Consider the following 20309-nt stretch of genomic DNA (forward strand, 5'->3'; position numbering starts at 1 on the left):
TAGACTCCGCCGCCATTATGATTCGACTTCAGAACCTGACTTTACAGCGTGGTCCGCAACGTCTGCTAGAAGACGCCGAGCTGACCCTGCACGCCGGCCACAAAGCCGGCCTGATCGGTGCCAACGGCGCCGGCAAATCCAGCCTGTTCGCCCTGCTGCGCGGGGAGCTGCACCCGGATTCCGGTGACTGCTTCCTGCCTGCCGACTGGCGCATCGCCCATATGCGGCAGGAGATCGACACGCTGGAGCGCCTGGCGGTCGACTACGTGCTCGATGGCGACCTGCGCCTGCGCCAGGTACAGCGTGAGCTGGCCGACGCCGAGGCGGCCCATGACGGTGCCGCCCAGGCCCGCCTGCACTCCGAACTGGACAGCGCCGACGGCTACACCGCCGATGCCCGGGCGCGCAAGCTGCTGGCCGGCCTGGGGTTCACCAACGAGCAGATGGACCGCCCGGTCGGCGACTTCTCCGGGGGCTGGCGGATGCGCCTGAACCTGGCGCAGGCGCTGATGTGCCCGTCGGACCTGTTGTTGCTCGATGAGCCGACCAACCACTTGGACCTCGACGCCATTATCTGGCTCGAAGAGTGGCTCAAGAGCTACCCGGGAACCTTGCTGCTGATTTCCCACGACCGCGACTTCCTGGATGCCGTGGTCGATCACGTGGCCCACGTCGATCAGCGCAAGATCACCCTGTACCGTGGTGGTTACACCGCGTTCGAACGCGCCCGTGCCGAGCGTCTGGCCCAGCAACAGCAGGCCTACGAGAAGCAGCAGGCGCAGCGCGCGCACATGGAAAGCTACATCGCCCGGTTCAAGGCCCAGGCCACCAAGGCGCGCCAGGCCCAGAGCCGGATCAAGGCCCTGGAGCGGATGGAAGAGTTGTCTGCCGCCCACGTCGATTCGCCGTTCGACTTCGTGTTCCGCGAGTCGACGAAGATCTCCAGCCCCTTGATCGACCTGTCTGATGCTCGCCTGGGTTATGGCGACAAGACCGTGCTGGAGAAGGTCAAGCTGCAACTGACCCCGGGTGCGCGTATCGGCCTGCTGGGCCCCAACGGTGCCGGCAAGTCGACCCTGATCAAAAACCTCGCCGGTGAACTCGAGCCGCTGGCCGGGCGCCTGACCCGGGGTGAAAACACCGTGGTTGGCTATTTCGCCCAGCACCAACTGGACTCCCTCGACGCCAAGGCCAGCCCGCTGCTGCACCTGCAGCGCCTGGCGCCCACCGAGCGCGAGCAGACCCTGCGCGACTTCCTTGGCGGTTTCGATTTCCGTGGCGCGCGGATCGACGAGCCTGTGCTGAATTTCTCCGGCGGCGAAAAAGCCCGCCTGGCCCTGGCCCTGATCGCCTGGGAGCGGCCGAACCTGCTGCTGCTCGACGAACCGACCAACCACCTGGACCTGGAAATGCGCCTGGCACTAACCATGGCGTTGCAGGAGTTCAGCGGTGCGGTACTGGTGGTCTCCCACGATCGCCACCTGCTCAAGAGCACCACCGACAACTTCTACCTGGTGGCCGACGGCAAGGTCGAAGAGTTCGATGGCGACCTCGACGACTACACCCGCTGGCTGGTGGATTACCGACAGCGCAACGCCCCGGTCAGCACGACGCCGGTCAACCCGGACAAGACCGACAAGAAGGCCCAGCGCCAGGCCGCTGCTGCGTTGCGCCAGCAACTGGCGCCGCACAAGCGTGAGGCCGACAAGCTCGAAGCCGAGTTGGGCAAGCTGCACGAGAAACTGGCGAAGATCGATGCCAGCCTCGGCGACAGCGATATCTACGAACCTGCGCGCAAGAACGACCTGCGGGACCTGCTGGCCGAACAGGCCAAACTCAAGGTGCGCGAAGCCGAGCTTGAAGAAGCCTGGATGGAAGCCCTGGAGCTGCTGGAAAGCATGCAGGCGGAGCTGGAGGCGCTGTCCTGATGGAGACCCTTCAATTGCCACTGCCGGCGCAGTGGGTCGGCCCCTTGTGGATTGCCCTGCAAATTGTCCTGATCCTGCTGGCCGGGTACCTGGCGCAGCGCTTCGTGGCGCGTTGCCTGACCCGATTGGGAGAGCGCTATCCGTTTCCGCCGCAGTTGCTGATGCCGCTGCGCGGAGGCCTGCGCTGGCTGATCATGGGCAGCGCGCTGATCTTTGTCCTGGAGCGCCTGGGGGTTTCGGCGACGGTGCTGTGGACAGCCCTGTCGGGGTTTGTCGCGGTGGCGGCGGTGGCGTTCTTTGCCATGTGGAGCGTGCTCTCCAACCTGCTCTGCGCGATTCTGATTTTCACCGTCGGGCCGTTTCGCCTGGGGGATATCGTCGAGTTGGTCGATACCGTCGACAAGCCCGGGGTCAAGGGCCGGGTAGTGGCGATCAACCTCCTGTACACCACCCTGGTCGAGGCGGAAGAAGCCGGTACCGGCAGCGCCATGGTGCAGGTGCCCAACAGCCTGTTCTTCCAGCGCTCGGTGCGGCGTTGGCGCGGGAATGATGTGCTGCCTATCGGGACGGGTGGGAAGTAGGGCTCTGCAATCTGCCGAGGGTTCTTCGGTAGCGGCTGGGGCAGCGTCCAAACGCGGCCCGAGCCTGCGGCAGCGGCTACCGGACGCACACCTCATCTTCTCCTGACACCTTGCGCGCCCTAGAAAAAAACATGGTCAGCCGCGAGTCGGAGGATTAGCTTAGGCAGCCACGATTGATTCGATCCGAGGTGCGCGATGGTTCTTGAGACATGGCTGGCGTTTTTTGCCGCCTGCTGGGTGATCAGTCTTTCCCCGGGTGCCGGCGCCATTGCGTCGATGTCCTGCGGTCTGCAATACGGTTTCTGGCGTGGCTACTGGAATGCCCTGGGCCTGCAACTGGGCCTGGCGTTGCAGATTGCGATCGTCGCCGCGGGCGTGGGGGCGATCCTCGCGGCGTCCGCCACCGCCTTCTACGCCATCAAGTGGTTTGGCGTGGCGTACCTGGTGTACCTCGCGGTCAAGCAATGGCGCGCACTGCCCAGCGACATGAGCGATGACGCGGCGATCCGCCCCATCGGCAAGCCCCTGGCCCTGGTGTTTCGCGGCTTCCTGGTCAATGTCAGCAACCCCAAGGCCCTGGTGTTCATGCTGGCGGTGCTGCCGCAGTTCATCGATCCCCATGCGCCGCTGATCAAGCAATACCTGATCCTGGGCGGCACCATGATTGTGGTCGACCTGATCGTCATGGCCGGCTACACCGGCCTGGCCTCCAAAGTGCTGCGCCTGTTGCGCACGCCGACCCAGCAGCGGCGGATGAACCGCACCTTTGCCGGGCTGTTCATCGGGGCCGCAGGGCTATTGGCGACCATTCGCAAAGCCGCGATCTAAACCTGGCGGGCATAAAAAAGGCGACCTCGAAGGTCGCCTTTTTCATTGCCCGAGGGTTTAGCGCAGGATTACCGGCTGGGTGTCAGGCGGCAGGTTGTTGCGCGTCGGCGCTTGTCCGGGCTGCTGATAACCGCCGCGGCCCAGTTGCTCGGCCATCTGCCGGGCAACGTCTTCGCCCAGGGACTTGGACACTTCGCGCACCACCCGTGGGCGGTTCAGCGAGATCCGCACATCACGGTTGTTCACCAGCTTGGTGTCCTGACCTTCACCCATGGCGGTAAAGGCCGAGGTGATTTCGAAGGTCTTGGTGTTGATCAGGCTGAAGTCGGCTACCAGGGTCAGTGCCAGCACCGCCGAGTAGCTGTCGGTGTTGGCCAGCTCGTTGATATCGCGGTTGAAGTCGATATCCGACAGGGTGCCGAACAGCACGTAGTCGGCGCCCTTGAAGTTGCCGGCCTTGATGCGCTTGATCACGTCGTACACGTTGGCGGTGGACGCGCTGGTGTGGGGCGTGCCCTGCATCAGTTGGAACATCCCGGACTTGAGGATCTCGCCCTTGATGTCACCGGTGAACTTGCGCAGCTCACCTTCCTCGATGTAGCTGGTGCTCGACTCCATCTCGTTGTAGCTCGACGAACCGCTGGCGCTGGCATAGCCCTCGCGGTAGCTGTTCTGCGACGACACGATGTGGATGTATTCCTGCACACGTTCCTGGTACGCCAGGTCCATGACTGCAACTTTAGGGGCCGCCTGCGCGCCAAACGCGCAAGCCAGGGCCATGATGCCAATCCATGCACGCATTGCTTAGCGCTCCGTGGTTTTGCGGATCTCTTTCTCGTCCATCCACTCGGCCAGACCGCTCTCGACGTCGATCAATTGCAGGCTGAATTTGTAGAAGACGTCCTTGTAGTCGCTGCTGCGCTTGACGATCGAGCTGATCGAACCTTCAAGACGGTATTTGGCGGCGATCATGTTGCCGGTCTTGGCCACGGTGCCTTTCTTGTACAGGCCGCTCTGGTTCTGCAGCTTGAGCTGGTCGACCTGGCTCTGCATCGCGGTGTTGTCGCTGGCGAAGCGGGCGGTGCCGGACTTCATCAGCTGGGTCTTGATCGAGGTGGTGATCTCGCGGGTATCGATGTACTCGCTGGTCTTGTTCTTCACGTCGTAGACCTGGACCACAGGGCGACCCTGCAGGATCCCGGACTGGGCCAGGGAGCGGGTCATGGACTCGGCGATCATCTGCAGGTCGGTGGAACCGAACTCGTTGGTCACCAGTTCCACGGCCTTGCTGTCGCCGTAGCCGATGTTCTTGCCGCCCAGGACGGGGGAGTTATTGGCGCAGCCACTGGCCAGCAGGGCGGCAATGGCGAGGAAAGAAAAGCGTGCAAACATGGGTGTGCTCTCTAAATCTGATGGGGTGGCGATTTATTGGGTTTTGACTTCCATGCGAAAGTCAGTGGCCTGGGGGACCGGAGCAATGGCCGGCAGGAAGGTGGCTTGTGCCGCGTACAGGTTGAACACCTTCCAGCTTTCTTCATCAGCCACCGGGAAACCGTCGTTGCCCAGCCAGACGAAGCGGTAGTACATGGTCATGTTGGTGTGGCTGGTGTTGTTCAGCGCCACCTTGACCGTCAGGAAGCCGTTTTCACGGGCGACCCGCATTGCGCCGATGGCAATGTTGTTGAACTTGTTCATCACCACCACCTTGCTCGCGGCGCTGCCGGGAGCCGGTGGTGGAGGGGTTGCGCAGCCGCCCAGAAGGGCCAGCGCGGCGACAGCAATGATTTTGAAGCGCATGAGAGTCTCCGCTTAAGGTTGTTTGAGGCTGATCACAGCCTGGCTATTGGCGCTGGGCATTACCTGAGCAGCCAAGCCGCTGCTGAATACCTGGTTGCCGACCACGCGCAGGGTTACGACCTGATAGCGCCGGTCGATCTTGACCTGCACCTGGGAGCCACCCTGGGCGCTAGGCAGGGTGATCTGGTGCTCGCCCTGCTTGACCCGCAGGCGCGTCACCAGGGTGTTGTCTGGCAGGGTGCGCCAGGTGCGGGTGTCCGCACCTTCGGTCACGGCCGAAGCAATGCCCACGGCCAGGCCGGCCAGCGGGTTGACGTCGTTCAGTTGTTTTTGCGCCACGCCACGGGTCACGGCACGCACGGTGGTGCGCAGGATGATCCCCGGCATGTCGTCACGCAGGGCGCGGCGGGACATGGCGGTGGTGCTGTTGAGCTGGGTCAGGGACTGTTGCTGGCCATCCACGGCGATCTGGGTGAAGGCTGGGGTCGTGGTGTCCGGCTTGATCACCGGGAACGACAGCGGGGTGATCACCAGGTTGCCGCTGATGGGCAGCGGCAGTGGAATGCGGATCGAGTCGCGGGCCGGCGCCAGGCCGCTTTGCACCACGATCAGGATGTCGCTTTCGTCAGCGGCGAGCTCGGGCTTGGCAACGGGCTTGGCCGCAGCCTTGGCCGAAGACTTCTTGGATTTGCCCGATACCTTGACGGTCGGCACGGCGGCTGGCTCGTCCAGGTTCAGCAGCGCCTGTTCCAGCAGCGGGGTGTTGGGGCGCAGTTCGGCGGCCTTGCGGTAGCCCGGCGCCGCCATGTCTTTTTCACCCAGGGCTTCGTAGACGAAGCCGGCCAGGTAGTGGCTGAACGCGCTCTGGTAGCTGTTTTTCAGGCTGACCACATCGGGCGCATCAAGGGACTCGATCGGGTAACCCTTGAGGTCCTTGTACTCGGTCTTGACGCCCTGTTTTTCGGCTTCGTCCTCGCGCTTGAGGTATTCCTTGTCGCGCAGCTCGGCGATCACCGCTTCACGTTCGTGGGTTTTCTTGATTTCGGTACGGGCGCCGTCGAAGTCGTTCTGAGCCAGCAGGTTCAGGGCCATCTGAGTGGTCAGCATGACTTTTTCGTAGTCGTAGCCTTCGTAGCGCCGCACCTTGTCGTTGATCAGGAAACTGCCGAATTGGGCCAGGTACTTGTCGGTGTCGAGCTTGACCGAGTCTTCCCAGTTGCCCACCACCTGGTCGGCATGGCGCCAGGCCGTCTGGCTACCGTTGAGGTCGCCCTTGGCCCGCAGCAACTCGCCTTTTTCGAAGTAATAGAGCAGGTCTTTGTCTTCGCTCTGGTTGTTCTTTTCCAGCAGGGCCAGGGCAGCATCGACGTGGCCGGCGCCCAGTTGCTGGTTGGTTTCCTGAAGCTCGTTATCGTAGCTGCGAAAGGCCGAACAGCCAGCCAGCAGGGTGGCCGCACTGAGGGCGAACAAGGTGAGGGCGCGGGAGGCCATGGGTACTTCTTCCCTGAATTGGGCAGCCTGGCGCGCGGGTAGGGCTGGACGGACCCACTGGCAGGACAACTGGCTATCCTGCCAATTCCTCATAAAAAGAGGAGCTTAAATGCCCTATCGCGATAACGAGGGCGCGGCATTATAGCGACGGATGATGGCCTTGTACTGGCTTTTTAATTTCATTTATTAAGTGGGTGCCAGTACGCGGAATCAGGGGGGAGCTGGGGGCGGATGTCTGCTTCGGGCATTTACGCTGGTGTTCAACAGCGGCTGCGGTCAGCGGGCGTGGCTTTTTGGCGTCGAGGGCAAATTTGCGCAAGTCGGGCCAATGGCCCGTAACACCCTGCCGGCAAGGCTTGCGCCCGGTTTTGCGGGGCTGATGGCGCAGGCGCGGCGTCATGGCGCTTGAGTGAAGCTCATTGGAAGTGAACAATATGTAACTTCGTATTACCAATTGAGATTGATTGATGATTGCCCCTTCCCGTTTCCTGGCGTGGCTTGTGCTGCCGCTATTGGCCCTGTGCAGCTCCAATCTGCTGGCCGATACCGTTGAAGGCGCGCCCAAGGCCCTGCATTTGCTCGATTACATCGGCGCGGATTACCCGTCCACGGTCGAGGCGGGCAAGATCATCGACGACGCCGAGTACAGCGAACAGCTGGAATTTCTGGGGGTGCTGCAGGGGTTGATCGCCGATCTGCCGTCCAAACCGGAGAAGGCCGAGCTGGAAACCGGTGTCAGCAGCCTGCGCAGTGCCATCGGCGCCCGTGAAGACGGGGCGGCGGTCGCCCGCCAGGCCCGGCAACTGGGGGCGAAGCTGGCGGTGGCCTATGAGGTCAGCCAGGCGCCGATCATTACCCCGGACCCGACTCGCGGCGCGCCCCTGTATGCCCAGCATTGCTCGGTGTGCCATGGCGACACGGGGGCGGGCGATGGCCCGGCGGGTGTTGGCCTGACGCCACCACCGGCCAACCTGCGCGATGCCGCGCGCCTGGATCGCCTGAGCCTGTACGCGATCTACAACACCCTGGGGCTGGGAGTCGAAGGCACCGACATGCCGTCGTTCGCCGACCAGTTGGACGACCGCCAGCGCTGGGACCTGGCGACTTACATCGCCAGCTTCAGTGCGGACCCGGCAGCGGCCAAGGGGGCCGAGGTGTTCAACCTTGCTGACCTGGCCCGGCAAACCCCCGGCGAAGTCCTTTCCGCCCAGGGCCCGGCGGCCGCCGCGACCTTCCGTGCCCAGCGCGCGCAACCGCCGCAGGTCAAGCGCGGTCCGGCGCAATTGCTGGACTACACCGCCTCGACCCTCGACAAGAGCCTGGCCGCCTACCGCGCCGGGGATCGCGAGCAGGCGTATGACCTGTCGGTGGCGGCTTACCTCGAGGGCTTCGAGCTGGTGGAAAGCTCCCTCGACAACGTCGATGCCACTGTGCGCAAAGACACCGAGAAATCCCTGATGGCTTACCGTCAGTCGCTGCAGGACGGCTTGCCGGCGGAGCAGGCCGAGCAGCGCCTGGCGGCGGCCAAGGCCAAGCTCAAGGAGTCCGCGGACCTGTTGGGTTCCGATGGCTTGAGCTGGTCCCTGAGCTACATCTCCGGGTTGCTGATCCTGCTGCGCGAGGGCCTGGAAGCGATCCTGGTGCTGGCGGCGATCCTCGCCTTCCTGCGCAACACCGGCCAGCAGTCGGCGGTGCGCAGCGTCAACGTCGGCTGGGGCCTGGCCTTGCTGGCGGGCTTGGCGACCTGGGCCCTGGCGGCCTATGTGATCGATGTCAGCGGCTCGCAGCGTGAACTGCTGGAAGGCGCCACGGCGCTGTTTGCCAGTGTGATGGTGCTGTGGCTGGGGGTGTGGATGCACGACCGGCGGCACGCGGCGGCCTGGCAGGACTACATCAAGAGCAGTCTGGTGGGCGGCGGTGGGCGGTTTGGTTTTGCGATGCTGGCGTTTTTCTCGGTCTACCGCGAACTGTTCGAAGTCATCCTGTTTTATGAAACCCTCTGGCTGCAGGCCGGCCCGGCCGGGCATAACGCGGTGCTGGCCGGTGGCGCTACCGCGCTGGTACTGCTGGTGGGCCTGGCCTGGGTGATTCTGCGGGGCTCGGCGAAACTGCCCCTGGCGCTGTTCTTCGGCATCAACGCCGCGCTGCTGTGCGCGTTGTCGGTGGTGTTCGCCGGGCACGGGGTCAAGGCATTGCAGGAGGCCGGGATTTTTGGCACCCGTCCGGTGCCGTTCTTCGACTTCGACTGGCTGGGGATCCACGCCGATGCCTACTCGCTGGCGGCCCAGGCCGTGGCGATCGTGGCGATCGTGGTGCTTTACAGCCGCAGCCGCAACGCCGAGAAGCGTCGGGTACAGGCTTCCTAGGCCTCGATAGCGGGTTTATAGCGGGCAAGCCCGCCCCTGCGGCTAAAGTGCAGGGGGCGGGTTTGCCCGCAGTGCATTCAGGAGGAAGGATTATGCGTGTCTGGGTCGATGCCGACGCTTGCCCCAAGGCGGCCAAGGATCAGTTGGTGCGCTTCGCCTTGAAGCGTCAATTCGAGGTGGTGCTGGTGGCCGGGCAAAGCCAGATCAAGCCGGCGTTTACCTGCGTCAAGCTGATCGTGGTGCCCAGCGGGCCGGATGCCGCCGACGATTATCTGGTGGAACACGCCGTACCGGGCGAGCTGGTGATCTGCAGTGATGTGCCACTGGCGGACCGGTTGGTGAAGAAAGGCGTGGCGGCCCTTGATCCTCGCGGCAAGGAGTTCGACGCGCAGAACATGGGAGAGCGCCTGGCAGTGCGCAACCTGTTCACCGACCTGCGCGAACAGGGGCAGGTCGGCGGCGGGCAGGGGCCTTACGGTGATCGCGAGAAGCAGGCGTTCGCCAACTCACTGGACCGTATCCTGACGCGGCTGGCGCGTCAGGCCTGAGCGTCGCTCCCCAGATCGCGAACAGGTGCTGAGGCAGCGAGGGCGGTCAGTCGTTTTCGTGGGTCAGTTCCAGCACTCGGTCCACCAGCTTGTTGATGCCGGATGCGGCTTCGCTGATGGACTGGGCGAGCATGTAGGCTGGGGTGCTCACCAGTTTGCGGGCTTTGTCCTCGATGATTTCACTGACTTCGCAGTCGGTGTGGGTGGCACCCATCTTGCCCATGGCGGCGGCGGTGTCGGCATCGTTGCCGATGGTGCAGATCACTCCCGGGCCGTAGATCTTCGCCGCCAGTGCCGGCGAAATGCAGATCAGGCCCACCGGCTTGCCAGCCTCGGCAAAGGCTTCGGCCAGCGCCAGTACATCTTCCTGGACCTTGCAGCCCGCGCCTTCGACGGCAAAGTTGGAGAGGTTCTTGGCCGCGCCAAAACCGCCGGGCACGATCAGCGCGTCGAAGTCTTCGGCGTTGGCTTCGCGCAGGTTCTTGACCTCGCCACGGGCAATGCGCGCCGATTCCACCAGCACGTTGCGCGACTCGTCCATGGTTTCACCGGTCAGGTGGTTGATCACGTGCATCTGCGCGATGTCAGGGGCGAAGCACTGGACCTTGGCGCCGCGTTGGTCGAGGCGCAGCAAGGTGATCACACTTTCATGGATCTCGGCGCCGTCGTATACGCCACAACCGGAAAGGATCACTGCAACTTTTTTGCTCATGGGTTTTTCTCCAGATTCATGGCGCTAAATGTCCACTAAATTGTCATGGGTTGCCATAGGGTTATTTCACCGCGGGCCCTAATCTCGCGTATCGATTCCGGTCAGGTCGCGTCATGAACTTCATCCTCTATGCGGTGCCGTTTTTCTTCGTATTGATTGTTGTCGAACTGTTGGTCGATCGCTGGCGCGGGGTGAACAACTACCGCGTCGCCGATGCCGTCAACAGCATCAGCACCGGTATGCTGTCGACCACCACGGGGCTTCTGACCAAGGGTGTGGGCCTGGTGACCTATGCCTTTGCCCTGAAGCACCTGGCGCTGTTCGAGTTGCCGGCCGACAGCGTCTGGGTCTGGGTATTCGCCTTTGTGCTCTATGACTTCTGCTACTACTGGCTGCATCGCTTCGGCCATGAACGCAACATCCTCTGGGCCGCCCATTCGGTGCACCACCAGAGCGAGGATTACAACCTCTCCACAGCCCTGCGCCAGACCAGCACCGGCTTCCTGCTGAGCTGGATCTTCTACCTGCCGCTGGCCGTGGCCGGCGTGCCACTGCTGGTGTTTGTCAGCGTTGCGGCGCTGAACCTGCTCTACCAGTTCTGGGTGCATACCCGGCATATCCCCAAGCTCGGCTGGTTCGAATGGTTCTTCGTGTCGCCGTCCAATCATCGGGCCCACCATGCACAGAACGCTCTCTACATGGATCGCAACTACGGCGGCGTGTTCATTATTTGGGACCGTCTATTTGGCTCGTTCCAGGAAGAAGACGATAACGAGCCCGTGATATTTGGGGTGACCACGCCCTTGGCCAGCTGGAACCCGATCTGGGCCAACCTGCAGTTTTATGCACAGCTGTGGGAGGACGCGCGGCGTACCGAAAGCTACTGGGACAAGCTGCGGATCTGGTTCATGCGCACCGGCTGGCGCCCGGCGGATGTGCGGGCCAAGTACCCGCTGGCCAAGCCGGACCTGAGCCAGTTCCGCAAGTTCGAGGTGGAGCTGGATGTGCGCCAGCAGGTGTACGTGGTGCTGCAGTTCTCGGTGTATGTGGCGCTGGGCAGCTACCTGATGAACCTGGAGAACAGCTTGCCGACCGGTGCCCTGGTACTGGGCTGGGGCGCCATAGCGTTCGGGTTGTTCGTGCTGGGCGCGGCGCTGGAGAATCGGCCGTGGGCGTTGAAGCTGGAGGCTGTGCGGCTGCTGTCGAACCTGCCGCTGGTGTGGCTGGCGCCGCTGGTCGGGCTGTGGCCGGCCAGCCCGTTGGGCTGGATCGGCCTGCTGAGCTACAGCCTGCTCAGTGTGATCGGTCTGTATTACGTCAGAGGCCGGGTTACTCGACTGGCGTCTTGATTTCGGCCTTCTTGTCCTGCTCGGCCTGGTAGATCTCCTTGGCCAGCCGCGCGTTCTTCAGGCGCCGGCGCAACCACAGGCCCAGGCCCAGGATCAGCAGGGCGCCCAGCACCCACAGCTCGTACTTCTTGATGCTGCCGAGCATGCCCTCGAGCACTGCACCGAAGTGGTAGGCGGCAGCGGCCAGGGCGGTGGCCCAGATGGCCGCGCCGATACCGTTGAGCAGCAGGTAGCGTCCCGGCGGATAGCCGGACAGGCCAATGGCCACGGGCATGACCGTGCGCAGGCCGTAGACGAAGCGGAAAGTCAGTACCCAGATATCCGGATGCTTGCGGATATGCTCCAGCGCCCGGTCACCCATCAATTGCCAGCGGGGTTTGCGCGCAAGCAATTTGCGCCCGTGCTTGCGCCCCAGGAAATACCAAAGCTGGTCGCCGGCGTAGCTGCCGAAGAAGGCTACTACCACCACCAGATTGATATCCATGTATCCGCGAAACGCGAGGAAGCCCGCGAGCACCAGAATGGTTTCGCCTTCGAAGAACGTGCCGAGAAAAAGGGCGAAGTAGCCGAAGTCATGCAGAAATTGTTGGAGCATTGTCTGGGTGCTGGCGAAATGAACGCGCAGCCTACCCCTTCGAGGACATAGAGGAAAGTATCGAAATGTGTCTCGACGTGAACAAATCCAGCAATGACAATCACTGCGACTACAGGTCACAGGGTTAAGCACAACTGTCATTCGTTCGTCATAATGGCCGCTTATAACTGTCACGCTCGCCCGTCAGCGCGGGCTCAGGAGTCTGCCGTGAGCTTTACCCCTGCCAACCGCCTGTTCCCCGCCACCCGCCTGCGCCGCAACCGTCGTGATGATTTCTCTCGCCGCCTGGTTCGTGAAAACGTCCTGAGCGTCGACGATCTGATCCTGCCGGTGTTCGTGCTCGAGGGCGAGAACCGTCGGGAAGCGGTGGCTTCGATGCCGGGGGTGGAGCGCCTGACCATTGACCTGCTGCTCGAAGAGGCAGCGACCTGGGTCGAGCTCGGGATTCCGGCGCTGGCCCTGTTTCCGGTGACTCCGGCGGCGCTCAAGTCCCTGGACGCGGCCGAAGCCTGGAACCCGGAAGGTATTGCCCAGCGCGCAACCCGCGCCTTGCGCGAGCGCTTTCCGGAGCTTGGGGTCATCACCGATGTGGCGCTGGACCCGTTCACCACCCATGGCCAGGACGGGATTCTCGACGCAGACGGTTATGTGCAGAACGACATCACCGTTGACGCCCTGGTCCGCCAGGCGTTGTCCCATGCCGCGGCCGGTGCCCAGGTGGTGGCGCCATCGGACATGATGGACGGGCGGATCCAGGCGATCCGCGAGGCCCTGGAGCTGGCCGGTCACGTCAATGTGCGGATCATGGCCTACTCGGCCAAATACGCCAGCGCCTATTACGGCCCGTTCCGCGATGCGGTGGGCTCGGCGCTGAACCTGGGCAAGGCCAACAAGGCCTCGTACCAGATGGACCCGGCCAACAGCAATGAAGCGCTGCATGAGGTGGCCGCCGACCTGGCGGAAGGCGCGGACATGGTGATGGTCAAGCCCGGCATGCCTTATCTGGACATCCTTTATAGGGTCAAGGATGAATTCAAGGTGCCGACCTTTGTCTACCAAGTCAGCGGCGAGTACGCCATGCATATGGCGGCGATTCAGAATGGATGGTTGGGTGAAGGGGTTATTCTTGAATCCCTGACCGCTTTTAAACGTGCAGGTGCCGATGGCATCCTGACTTACTTTGCCGTTCGTGCTGCTCAATTGTTACGAGAGCAAAAATAGCCCTCCCAGGAACACGCGATGAATACCGAAGGACTTACTGAAGTTGCCGTAAAAGACGCTCAGCCTGTGATTGAGCAAGTTGCCGAAACCCCGCCCGAGCTGGAGACCCCGCCTGCGGTGGTCGCGGCCGCGGTCGAGTCGCCGCAGGCGGCCCCGGCGATCGCGATTCCCAGCCTGGATGACAGCAGCCTGTACATCCACCGCGAATTGTCGCAACTGCAGTTCAACATCCGGGTCCTGGAGCAGGCGCTGGATGAGTCCTACCCCCTGCTGGAACGGCTCAAGTTCCTGCTGATCTTCTCCAGCAACCTCGACGAATTCTTCGAGATCCGCGTTGCCGGCCTGAAAAAGCAGATCACCTTCGCCCGTGAACAAGCCGGGGCCGACGGCCTGCAGCCGCACCAGGCGCTGGCGCGCATCAGCGAACTGGTGCACGGCCACGTCGACCGCCAGTACGCGATCCTCAACGACATCCTGTTGCCGGAGCTGGAGAAACATCAGGTCCGCTTTATCCGTCGCCGCAACTGGACCACCAAGCTCAAGACCTGGGTCCGCCGCTATTTCCGCGACGAAATCGCGCCGATCATCACCCCGATCGGCCTCGACCCGACGCACCCGTTCCCGTTGCTGGTGAACAAGAGCCTGAACTTTATCGTCGAGCTGGAAGGGATCGATGCCTTTGGCCGTGATTCCGGCCTGGCGATCATCCCGGCGCCGCGCCTGCTGCCGCGCATCATCAAGGTCCCGGAAGAAGTCGGCGGCCCGGGCGACAACTATGTGTTCCTGTCGTCGATGATCCACGCCCATGCCGATGACCTGTTCCAGGGCATGAAGGTAAAAGGCTGCTATCAGTTCCGCCTGACCCGTAACGCCGACCTGGCCGTGGACACCGAGGACGTCGAAGACCTGGCCCGCGCCCTGCGCGGCGAGCTGTTCTCCCGTCGCTACGGCGACGCGGTGCGTCTGGAAGTGGCCGACACCTGCCCGAAACACCTGTCGGACTACCTGCTCAAGCAGTTCAACCTGCACGAGACCGAGCTGTATCAGGTCAATGGCCCGGTGAACCTGACGCGCCTGTTCAGCATCACCGGCCTGGACAGCCATCCGGAGCTGCAATACACGCCGTTCACCCCGCAGATCCCCAAGCTGCTGCAGAACAGCGAGAACATCTTCAGCGTGATCAGCAAGCAGGACATCCTGTTGCTGCACCCCTTCGAGTCCTTTACCCCGGTGGTCGACCTGCTGCGCCAGGCCGCCAAGGACCCCCACGTGCTGGCCGTCCGGCAGACCCTGTACCGCAGCGGCGCCAACTCGGAAATCGTCGATGCGCTGGTGGATGCGGCGCGTAACGGCAAGGAAGTCACGGCGGTGATCGAATTGCGCGCGCGGTTCGACGAAGAGTCCAACCTGCAACTGGCCAGCCGCCTGCAAGCGGCCGGTGCGGTGGTGATCTACGGTGTGGTCGGCTTCAAGACCCACGCCAAGATGATGCTGATCCTGCGCCGTGAAGCCGGCGAGATCGTGCGTTACGCGCACTTGGGCACCGGCAACTATCACGCGGCCAACGCCCGTCTCTACACCGACTACAGCCTGCTGACCTCCGACGACGCCCTGTGCGAAGACGTGGGCAAGCTGTTCAGCCAGTTGATCGGCATGGGCAAGACCCTGCGCATGAAGAAGCTGCTGCACGCGCCGTTCACCCTGAAGAAGGGCATGCTCGACATGATTGCCCGGGAGACTCAGTTCGCCCTCGACGGCAAGCCGGCGCACATCATCGCCAAGTTCAACTCGCTGACCGATCCGAAGATCATCCGCGCGCTGTACAAGGCCAGCCAGTCCGGCGTGCGCATCGACCTGGTGGTGCGCGGCATGTGCTGTCTGCGTCCGGGCATCGCCGGGGTCTCGCACAACATTCATGTGCGCTCGATCATTGGCCGCTTCCTGGAGCACACCCGGGTGTTCTACTTCCTCAACGGCGGCGAGGAGCAGATGTTCCTCTCCAGTGCCGACTGGATGGAGCGCAACCTCGACAAGCGGGTCGAGACCTGCTTCCCGGTCGAGGGCAAGAAGCTGATCCTGCGGGTCAAGAAAGAGTTGGAGAGTTACCTCACCGACAACACCCACAGCTGGAGCCTGCAGTCGGACGGGCGCTACATCCGCAACACGCCGACCGGCAACCAGAACCCGCGCAGCGCCCAGGCGATTCTGCTGGAGCGCCTGAGCAATCCAGTGTTGAGCGTTCGCTAGGAGAAGTGACAGCGAAGCGGCGGCCCGCAAGGGCCGCCGCGGGCCTCAATGCACGTTGAGGCTGATGCCGACCCGGGTCAGCCACTCCGCTTCCAGGGCGAAGTCGGCTTGAGTCAGCTGGTTTTCATCCAGCCAGTTTTCCGGGAACACTACATCCAGGCTGTCGCCCGCGGCGTGCAGTTTGACCTGGGGCATTTCCTGGGTGCCGCGGATGTGATGGAACAGAATCGCAAAGCGCAGCAACACGCACAGGCGAATCAGCTTGGTGCCTTCATCGCCGAACTCGGCGAACTTGTCCTTGGGAATATTGCGCCGGTGGCCACGCACCAGTAGTGCGAGCATTTGCTGGTCTTCGCGGGAGAAGCCGGCAAGGTCCGAGTGCTCGATCAGGTAGGCGCCGTGCTTGTGGTAGTGATAGTGGGCGATGTCCAGCCCCACTTCATGCACCTTGGCCGCCCAGCCCAGCAGCTCGCGCCACACGCCGTCTTCCAGGTCCCAGTCCTCGGCCACCTGGTCGAAGGCATGCAGCGCCTTGCGCTCGACCCGGGCAGCTTGTTCCAGGTCGACGTGGTAGCGCTCCATCAGCGAGCTGAGGGTGCGTTCGCGCACGTCTTCGTGATGATGACGGCCCAGCAGGTCGTAGAGCACGCCTTCACGCAGCGCGCCTTCACAGTGGTCCATGCGTTGCAGTTCGAGGGCATCGAAGATGGCTTCGAGAATCGCCAGGCCTGCCGGGAAGATGGTCCGGCGATCGGGCTTGATTCCTTCGAAGTCGATTTTTTCCGCATCGCCCAGCTTGAACAGCTTGCGCTTGAGCCACGCCAGGCCTTCGGCGTTGACCTCGCCGGTGCCATGCCCGCCGGCCTTCAGCGCCAGGCCGATGGCGCGGATGGTGCCCGAGGAGCCGATGGCTTCATCCCAGGTCAGGCGGTGCAGGGCGTGTTCGATGCTCATGATTTCCAGGCGTGCCGCGGTGTAGGCCTGGGCATAGCGCGCCGGGGTGATCTTGCCGTCCTTGAAATAACGCTGGGTAAAGCTGACGCAGCCCATCTGCAGGCTTTCGCGCAGCAGTGGCTCGAAACGCTGGCCGATGATGAATTCGGTACTGCCGCCGCCGATGTCGGCCACCAGGCGCTTGCCCGGGGTGTCGGCGAGGGTGTGGGACACGCCGAGGTAAATCAGGCGGGCTTCTTCACGGCCGGAAATGACTTCAACCGGGTGGCCGAGGATCTCTTCGGCGCGGCGGATGAATTCGCCACGGTTGCGCGCTTCGCGCAGGGCGTTGGTGCCGACGATACGCACGGCACCCAGGGGCATGCCATTGATCAGTTGGGCAAAGCGCTTCAGGCAATCGAGCCCGCGCTGCATGGACTCTTCGTTGAGCTGGCGCTCGTCGTTGATCCCGGCGGCCAGTTGAACCTTTTCACCTAGCCGCTCGAGAATGCGAATTTCACCGTTCTGGGCCTTGGCCACGACCATGTGAAAGCTGTTGGAGCCCAGGTCGATGGCGGCGATCAGGGACAGATTCTTGGCTTGGGATTGCGGCATGGTTGGGGGGATCTCGGTCGATAACCTGAACATCCTGCCACGATCAACCGCTGCCGCCAACGCGCAGTGTTTAATGCGTTGATTCAGCGCATAAAAGCGGGCGCTGGCGGCCAGAGGCTCAGCCTACGGCCTCCTGGTTGCCGATGAAGTTGGCCAGCTCCTGGGTTTGCGGGTTGGCGAACAGCACTTTGGGGTCGCCCACTTCATGCACTTTGCCCTGATGCATGAACACCAGTTTGTCCCCCACCTCGCGGGCGAAGCGCATTTCATGGGTGACCATGATCAGGGTCATGCCATCCCTCGCCAGCTGGCGCACCACGCTGAGCACTTCGTTGACCAGTTCCGGGTCCAGCGCCGAGGTGATCTCGTCGCACAGCAGTACCTTGGGCGACATCGCCAGGGCCCGGGCGATCGCCACCCGCTGCTGCTGGCCGCCGGACAGGCGGTCGGGAAAGGCGTCGAACTTCTCCGCCAGGCCGACCCGTTCCAGCATCTGCCGTGCCAGCTCGGCGGCCTTGGCCTTGGGCACTTTCTGCACCACCTGGGGCGCGAGCATCACGTTCTCGCCGACGCTCAGGTGCGGGAACAGGTTGAACTGCTGGAACACCATGCCGACCTTCTGTCGCAGGCTGCGCAGGTCGGCTCGCGCCGCATCGAGGTATTCGCCATCGACCTCGATGACCCCATCGTTGATCGATTCCAGGCCGTTGAGGGTGCGCAGCAGGGTGCTTTTGCCCGAGCCGCTGCGGCCGATGATCGCCACCACCTGGCCCTCTTCGATGCTCAGGTCGATGCCTTTGAGCACATGGTGGTCGCCGTAATATTTATGCAGGGCGGAAATTCTAAGCAGAGGCATGCAGTCTCCTTTCCAGGTAGCGCGCGCTGAGGGACAGGGGGTAGCAGAGCAGGAAATATCCGAGCGCTACCAGGCCGTAGACCATGAAGGGTTCGAAGGTGGCGTTGGCGAGCATGCCGCCGGTCTTGGTCAGTTCGGTGAAGCCGATGATCGAGGTCACCGCCGTGCCTTTGACCACCTGCACCGAGAAGCCCACGGTGGGCGCCACGGCAATGCGCAGGGCTTGCGGCAGGATCACATGGCGCAATTGCTCCAGCGGGCTCAGGGCCAGGCTCGACGACGCCTCCCACTGGCCATGGGGGATCGACTCGACGCAGCCGCGCCAGATCTCCGCCAGGTAGGCGCTGGTGAACAGGGTCAGGGCGATCGCCGCCGCCAGCCAGGCGGAGATGTCGATCCCGAGCAGGGCAATGCCGAAGAACACCAGGAACAGTTGCATCAACAGCGGCGTGCCCTGGAACAGCTCGATATAGAGGCGGGCGAAGCCCCGTGGGAAGGCCTTGGCGGAAATGCGCAGGGTCATGATCAGCAAGCCGATCAGGCCGCCACCGATAAAAGCCACCAGGGACAGGGCCAGGGTCCATTGCAGGCCGCCCAGCAGGTTGCGCAGGATGTCCCAGAAGGTGAAGTCGCTCATTGGCTGCTCCTCGCGATATAGCGCCGGCCGACCCAGTTCAGCAATTGGCGGATCAGCAAGGCCATGCACAGGTAGACCAGGGTGGTCAGGGCGTAGGTCTCGAAGGCGCGGAAGTTGCGCGACTGGATAAAGTTGGCGGCAAAGCTCAGCTCCTCCGTTGCGATCTGCGAGCACACCGCCGAGCCGAGCATGACGATGATGATCTGGCTGCTCAGGGCCGGCCACACCTTGCCCAGGGCCGGTAGCAGCACCACGTGGCGGAAGGCTTCCATGCGGCTCATGGCCAGGGCCGCGGCCGCCTCCAGCTGCCCCTTGGGGATGGCCTGGATGCCGGCGCGGATGATCTCGGTGGAATAGGCGCCCAGGTTGATCACCATCGCCAGCACGGCGGCCTGCCATTCGGAAATCTGCAGCCCCAGGGACGGCAGCCCGAAGAAGATAAAGAACAACTGCACCAGGAACGGCGTGTTGCGGATCAGCTCGACGTAGACGCCGAAGATCGCCGAGAAGGGCTGGATCTTCCAGGCCCGCACCAACGCGCCGACGATCCCCAGGCTGACCCCGAGCAGGGTGCCGATGGCGGTCAGCTCAAGGGTGAACAGGGCGCCACGCAACAGCAGGCCGGTGTTTTCCAGCACCGGTAGAAAGTCGAACTGATAGGCCATGGCTAACCTCCGTCGGTGCGATCAGAGATCAGCCGGCAGTGGCTGTTTGAGCCACAGCTGTGCGTTCTTTTCCAGGCTGCCGTCGCTCTTGGCGGTGGCCAGGATCTGGTTGACCTTGTCCAGCAGCTCCGGCTGGTTCTTGTTCACGCCGACATAGACCGGAGAGTCCTTGAGCTTGACCTTCATGGCCGGGATGCGTTTCGGGTTGCGTTCGCTGATGGCCACCATTACCACGTTGCCGCTGGCGATCAGGTCGACTTGCCCGGCGAGGTAGGCGGCGATGGTCGAGTTGTTGTCCTCGAAGCGCTTGATGGTCACGCCCTGGGGTGCCACGGCGGTCAGTTCGATGTCTTCGATGGCGCCACGGGTGACGCTGATGGTCTTGCCCTTGAGGTCGTCGAGGCTGCTGATGGCGGCATCCGGCGGGCCGAACACGGCGAGGTAGAAGGGAGCGTAGGCGCGGGAGAAGTCGATGACCTTCTCGCGCTCGGGGTTCTTGCCCAGGCTGGAGATCACCAGGTCGACCTTGCCGGTGGTGAGGAACGGGATGCGGTTGGTGCTGTTGACCGGGGTCAGTTCGAGTTTGACCTTGAGTTGCTCGGCCAGCAGCTTGGCGGTGTCGATATCCAGGCCGCGGGGTTTCATGTCCGGGCCCACCGAGCCGAAGGGCGGGAAGTCCTGGGGCACGGCGACCTTGAGCGTGCCGCGGGCGACGACATCGTCCAGGCCATTGGCGTGGGCGGGGGCCTGGCTCAGCATCAGGCTGGCAAACAGGGCGCAGAGCAGGGCGCTGAAACGCTGGGTCATGGCAATTCTCCGGAACGGCGGCGAGTGATTTCAGGGTTGCGACACAGCACAGCCCATGCCAGATCACGGCAAAAGCCTTGCAGGGCAGGGTTTTACTGGGCTTGATCGGTCTTACTGGTCTGAACAGTTGTGC

At 63.1% G+C, this 20309-nt stretch carries 19 protein-coding genes; 8 read left to right on the forward strand and 11 right to left on the reverse strand.

From position 1 onward, the window contains the following. Positions 1 to 17: 17 nt before the first annotated feature. From MF4836_RS12045 to MF4836_RS12055, 3 genes are all read left to right on the forward strand, one after another. Entirely contained in the window at positions 18 to 1928 is a 1911-nt protein-coding gene (locus MF4836_RS12045) for an ATP-binding cassette domain-containing protein (protein ID WP_078470506.1), read from the forward strand. Then, positions 1928 to 2509, forward strand: coding sequence for a mechanosensitive ion channel family protein (locus MF4836_RS12050; RefSeq protein ID WP_078470507.1), 582 nt, complete (start codon positions 1928 to 1930; stop codon positions 2507 to 2509). Before MF4836_RS12045 ends, MF4836_RS12050 begins: the two co-directional genes overlap by 1 nt. Before the next feature lie 195 nt (positions 2510 to 2704). Continuing rightward, complete coding sequence (locus MF4836_RS12055; RefSeq protein WP_078470508.1) at positions 2705 to 3337, forward strand: LysE family transporter; 633 nt, start codon at positions 2705 to 2707, stop codon at positions 3335 to 3337. A 57-nt stretch (positions 3338 to 3394) separates the two neighbouring features. Here the strand turns inward: MF4836_RS12055 and MF4836_RS12060 are convergent, their stop codons facing one another. From MF4836_RS12060 to MF4836_RS12075, 4 genes are read right to left on the reverse strand one after another with little or no spacing between them, the layout of a single operon-like run. Continuing rightward, positions 3395 to 4138, reverse strand: coding sequence for a hypothetical protein (locus MF4836_RS12060; protein WP_020295957.1), 744 nt, complete (start codon positions 4136 to 4138; stop codon positions 3395 to 3397). 3 nt (positions 4139 to 4141) lie between these two features. After that, entirely contained in the window at positions 4142 to 4729 is a 588-nt protein-coding gene (lpoB, locus tag MF4836_RS12065) for a penicillin-binding protein activator LpoB (RefSeq protein ID WP_078470509.1), read from the reverse strand. 33 nt (positions 4730 to 4762) lie between these two features. Next, positions 4763 to 5134 carry a YcfL family protein gene (locus MF4836_RS12070; protein WP_078470510.1) on the reverse strand — a complete coding sequence of 124 codons (372 nt, stop codon included), beginning with the start codon at positions 5132 to 5134 and terminating at the stop codon, positions 4763 to 4765. Positions 5135 to 5146: 12 nt separating this feature from the next. After that, the gene (locus tag MF4836_RS12075) at positions 5147 to 6625 is read right to left on the reverse strand and encodes a COG3014 family protein (RefSeq protein WP_078470511.1); all 1479 of its coding nucleotides are present in this window, start codon (positions 6623 to 6625) and stop codon (positions 5147 to 5149) included. A 467-nt stretch (positions 6626 to 7092) separates the two neighbouring features. Between MF4836_RS12075 and MF4836_RS12080 the strand changes: the two genes are divergently transcribed. Further along, positions 7093 to 8991, forward strand: a complete 1899-nt coding sequence (locus MF4836_RS12080) for a cytochrome c/FTR1 family iron permease (RefSeq protein WP_078470512.1) — start codon at positions 7093 to 7095, stop codon at positions 8989 to 8991. A 92-nt stretch (positions 8992 to 9083) separates the two neighbouring features. Beyond that, positions 9084 to 9539, forward strand: coding sequence for a YaiI/YqxD family protein (locus tag MF4836_RS12085; RefSeq protein WP_020295951.1), 456 nt, complete (start codon positions 9084 to 9086; stop codon positions 9537 to 9539). Between the two features lie 46 nt (positions 9540 to 9585). Here MF4836_RS12085 and elbB read toward each other — a convergent pair whose 3' ends face one another. Next, complete coding sequence (gene elbB / locus MF4836_RS12090; protein ID WP_078470513.1) at positions 9586 to 10251, reverse strand: isoprenoid biosynthesis glyoxalase ElbB; 666 nt, start codon at positions 10249 to 10251, stop codon at positions 9586 to 9588. A gap of 113 nt (positions 10252 to 10364) precedes the next feature. Here elbB and MF4836_RS12095 point away from each other — a divergent pair, with 113 nt between their 5' ends. After that, positions 10365 to 11600, forward strand: a complete 1236-nt coding sequence (locus MF4836_RS12095) for a sterol desaturase family protein (RefSeq protein WP_078470514.1) — start codon at positions 10365 to 10367, stop codon at positions 11598 to 11600. Here MF4836_RS12095 and MF4836_RS12100 read toward each other — a convergent pair. Further along, positions 11581 to 12195, reverse strand: coding sequence for a DedA family protein (locus MF4836_RS12100; RefSeq protein ID WP_020295948.1), 615 nt, complete (start codon positions 12193 to 12195; stop codon positions 11581 to 11583). The two genes, MF4836_RS12095 and MF4836_RS12100, sit on opposite strands and share 20 nt — an antisense overlap. A gap of 207 nt (positions 12196 to 12402) precedes the next feature. Here MF4836_RS12100 and hemB point away from each other — a divergent pair, with 207 nt between their 5' ends. After that, on the forward strand, positions 12403 to 13416 hold the full coding sequence (gene hemB, locus MF4836_RS12105; RefSeq protein ID WP_020295947.1) for a porphobilinogen synthase: 1014 nt from the start codon (positions 12403 to 12405) through the stop codon (positions 13414 to 13416). 18 nt (positions 13417 to 13434) lie between these two features. Further along, complete coding sequence (ppk1, locus tag MF4836_RS12110; RefSeq protein ID WP_078470515.1) at positions 13435 to 15663, forward strand: polyphosphate kinase 1; 2229 nt, start codon at positions 13435 to 13437, stop codon at positions 15661 to 15663. Positions 15664 to 15708: 45 nt separating this feature from the next. Here the strand turns inward: ppk1 and ppx are convergent, their stop codons facing one another. The 5 genes from ppx to MF4836_RS12135 all read right to left on the reverse strand — a co-directional run bounded on the left by ppx (position 15709) and on the right by MF4836_RS12135 (position 20176). Continuing rightward, a complete protein-coding gene (ppx, locus tag MF4836_RS12115; RefSeq protein WP_078470516.1) occupies positions 15709 to 17211 on the reverse strand; it encodes an exopolyphosphatase in 1503 nt (500 codons plus the stop codon). A gap of 118 nt (positions 17212 to 17329) precedes the next feature. Further along, complete coding sequence (locus MF4836_RS12120) at positions 17330 to 18067, reverse strand: amino acid ABC transporter ATP-binding protein (protein ID WP_078470517.1); 738 nt, start codon at positions 18065 to 18067, stop codon at positions 17330 to 17332. Further along, positions 18054 to 18704: an amino acid ABC transporter permease gene (locus tag MF4836_RS12125; RefSeq protein WP_078470518.1), complete on the reverse strand. Its 651-nt coding sequence runs from the start codon at positions 18702 to 18704 to the stop codon at positions 18054 to 18056. The genes MF4836_RS12120 and MF4836_RS12125 overlap by 14 nt, the downstream gene beginning before the upstream one ends. Beyond that, entirely contained in the window at positions 18701 to 19369 is a 669-nt protein-coding gene (locus MF4836_RS12130; protein ID WP_020295942.1) for an amino acid ABC transporter permease, read from the reverse strand. The genes MF4836_RS12125 and MF4836_RS12130 overlap by 4 nt, the downstream gene beginning before the upstream one ends. 21 nt (positions 19370 to 19390) lie before the next feature. After that, on the reverse strand, positions 19391 to 20176 hold the full coding sequence (locus tag MF4836_RS12135) for a transporter substrate-binding domain-containing protein (RefSeq protein ID WP_020295941.1): 786 nt from the start codon (positions 20174 to 20176) through the stop codon (positions 19391 to 19393). Positions 20177 to 20309: the final 133 nt, after the last annotated feature.

The organism is Pseudomonas sp. MF4836 (assembly GCF_002018875.1).
In the GTDB taxonomy this organism is placed as follows: Bacteria; Pseudomonadota; Gammaproteobacteria; order Pseudomonadales; family Pseudomonadaceae; genus Aquipseudomonas.